We start from the raw sequence: 2,878 nt of genomic DNA, 5'->3' as shown, positions 1-2,878 counted from the left end.
GTAGAGATTAAATTTATAGGCGAAAATACGGATGAAATCCAAAGCTTTACGCCGCCGGAGAAATATACTTTCGTTTATGCTAAATCCCGCCTTGCGCTTATTGACGAAAACGGCAATCCGAGCTACGACGTAAAATACATTTTGCCAAATTTGAGCGCGAATAGTGTCGATTATAAAAAGACGCAGATTAGAATTTCAAATTTTACTCCTTACAATGGCGCTCGCAGCACGAAGGACTACGAGCGAGCCTGCATAAATAAAGGTAGCGTAATTGCTTTGAAAAATTTAAGTGCCGAACAAATAGCCGCGCTAAAAAACGGCGTCGGAGCGTATTTGAGCGAAGGCTTTGGCGAAGTGCTGATAAATCCGTGGTTTTTAAACGGTGGCAATGTAAAGGATAGTCCGATAGAATTCCAAAAAGAAGCGGAGACTGAGCACTCGACTAAAGAGATACCGATACAAAGTGATTTGGCTAAATTTTTAAAACAAAAGCAGACCACGAAAGGCCAGGCTCTTGAAATAGCCGAGAGGGTGGCTGATTTTATAAAAAGCCATAAAGATAAATTTAGCAAAATTTCAAAATCACAATGGGGCGCGATAAGGTCGATATGCAAGGAGGTTGCCGTTAGCGATAAAGTATTGAATGATAAAGGCGATGAAATAGAAAATCAAACTACTGCAGAGAAAAACAAAAATATAGCGGCTCAATTATCTAAATTTATGCGAAATGGCGTAAGAAGCGCAAATTGGGACTGCGAAAAAAGAAATGATAAAAGCGTCCTAGTAGAAGGTGGGTGCGGCGATACGCTCGTAAAAGAAGTAGAAGGCGATCCTTGCCCGCTTAAATTTGCTCTACTTTTATCAATGCAAATGCCAAGAATCACAGGAGAAAAGCAATGAAAAGATTTTTAGCGCACGTCATCATAGAAGCCAAAACTCCGTTAAAAGTCGGCGGCGGCAAAAATGATCTATTTTTAGATGCACCGGTGCAAAGAGATTGGAACGGCTTGCCGATGATCTTAGGCACTTCGGTTGCAGGGATTTTGCGCAGGGCGTTTGAAGATAATGCCGGCAAGGATGCCGCGAATAAAATTTTTGGAACCAAGCGCGAGGAAAAGGATCGGGGCGGAAATGGAAAGGAAAGCAAAGACGAAAATAAAAAAGAAGACGAAGATTTACTCGGCTCAAGACTAATTATCTCAAACGCTCTGTTGCTCGTCGATAAGAATAACAAGGTTTGCGAAGAGTTGCTTTTAGAAAAGAGCGAGTTTTTGCGACTTTTTGATAATTTACCGATTAGAGATCATGTCGCCATAGGCGCAAACGGCGCGGCAAAGGATGCGGGGAAATTTGACGAAGAAGTCGTATTTAAAGGCACTAGATTTAAATTCTCGCTTGAGTTTGACGGAAGCAAAGAGGAGTTTGATAAAATTTTAAATTTGCTTAGCGATCCTACGCTAAGGCTTGGCGGCGGAAGCTCTAAAGGCTTTGGCTCGCTTGGAATTTTAGAGATAAAATGGGGCGAGTTTGAGCTGGACAGATACTCGAGCAGTTTAAATTTTAGCTCCGATGGGTTTGCGAAATTTACGCCCGATAGCGTAGCGGACGGTAATTTGAAAAGACATATCAGATACGAACTTAAAATTTCGCCCGATGATTTCTTTATGTTTGGAAGCGGATTCGGCGACAAGGATGCCGATCAAACGCCGGTGCTTGAGAGCGTGATCGACTATGAAAACAAATGCCTCAGCAAACGTAAAATTCTAATCCCGGCAAGCTCGGTAAAGGGCGCATTATCGCACCGAACGGCGTTTCATTTTAATAAAATCAATAAACAATTCGGCGAAAAAGCCAAGGTCGGCAGTGAAAACGAAGCCGTAAAAGAAATTTTCGGCTACGAAAAGAATAAAAACTATAAAGGCGCCAAAGGCAAAATTTTAATCAGCGATTGCTTTTTAGATTACGACGAAGCAAAAGACGCGAAGGTTTTCGAACACGTTAGCATCGACCGCTTCACTGGCGGCGCGATAGACAGCGCCTTATTTCAAGAAAAGGCAGTCGCAAAAAGAGACGAATTTATAATAGAAATTTTGCTTAAAAACGATGCGCGCGGCGACAAAGAGAAAGCAAAAACTTTTAATAATGCATTAGAGGCTTTTGAAGCGACTTTAGATGACGTAGTTCAGGGGCGCTTGTCGCTTGGTGGAGCAACCACAAAAGGATATGGATTTTTCAAAGGCAAGGTCTTAAAATACAACGAAGGACGGATCGAAAATGAAAAAGAATAAAGACGAAATTTTAAAATACATGAATGAAAATTTAAAAGGCTACGAGGGCTACATCCAGCTAATGGGTGAAAAAATCGATGAGAAGCACTTGTTTTTAGCGGGCGAGCGAACTCCTGGTCTAGGCGAAGACGAGCTAATCTATGAGGCGCATTTTTTTGATGAGAAGTCCAAAAAGAGTGTTTCTATCCGCCAGATAAACGACGCTTGGTTTGTCGATGAGACGGAGTTAAACAAAGTAGCGCTAGAGGAAAGCGACATAAAAACGTTTTATCCTAAATTTGGTAATTTTAAAATAAAAATGGCTCAAATTTGGCAAGATGAAAAAGACGAGTTTTGTGAAGTGCCTCAAGACAATGGAACTCTTGAGGGTTTGCCAGTATTGAAACTTCAAAAGATAGTATTTGCAGGCTTTGTAAAAGATGAAAAGGATAAAAAATGATAACTGCTCCATATAATTTCGTGCCACTAAACGATAAAATTTTCTACCCGCCGTGGGCTAGCGAGGATGCTCTTAAAAACATCCACGACGTGCCGTTTGAAGACGGCGAAAGCGGCGTAATTGAGCTTGAGATAACCGCCAAAAGTCCTAT

3 protein-coding genes are annotated in these 2,878 nt (G+C 41.5%); all 3 read left to right on the top strand.

Annotated elements, in window-relative coordinates; translation table 11 throughout:
- Window positions 1-900 (top strand): hypothetical protein (locus Q0340_RS07690; protein ID WP_298082828.1); only part of this gene is annotated, 900 nt, incomplete at its 5' end.
- Window positions 897-2,288 carry an RAMP superfamily CRISPR-associated protein gene (locus Q0340_RS07685; RefSeq protein WP_298082827.1) on the top strand — a complete coding sequence of 464 codons (1,392 nt, stop codon included), beginning with the start codon at window positions 897-899 and terminating at the stop codon, window positions 2,286-2,288. The genes Q0340_RS07690 and Q0340_RS07685, both read left to right, overlap by 4 nt.
- A complete protein-coding gene (locus Q0340_RS07680) occupies window positions 2,275-2,727 on the top strand; it encodes a TIGR04423 family type III CRISPR-associated protein (protein WP_298082826.1) in 453 nt (150 codons plus the stop codon). Before Q0340_RS07685 ends, Q0340_RS07680 begins: the two co-directional genes overlap by 14 nt.
- Window positions 2,728-2,878 lie beyond the last annotated feature (151 nt).

Source organism: uncultured Campylobacter sp. (assembly GCF_938045595.1).
In the GTDB taxonomy this organism is placed as follows: domain Bacteria; phylum Campylobacterota; class Campylobacteria; order Campylobacterales; family Campylobacteraceae; genus Campylobacter_B.
The sequence above is the reverse complement of the archived record's forward strand: the minus strand, read 5'-3'. Positions and strand labels throughout refer to the sequence as shown.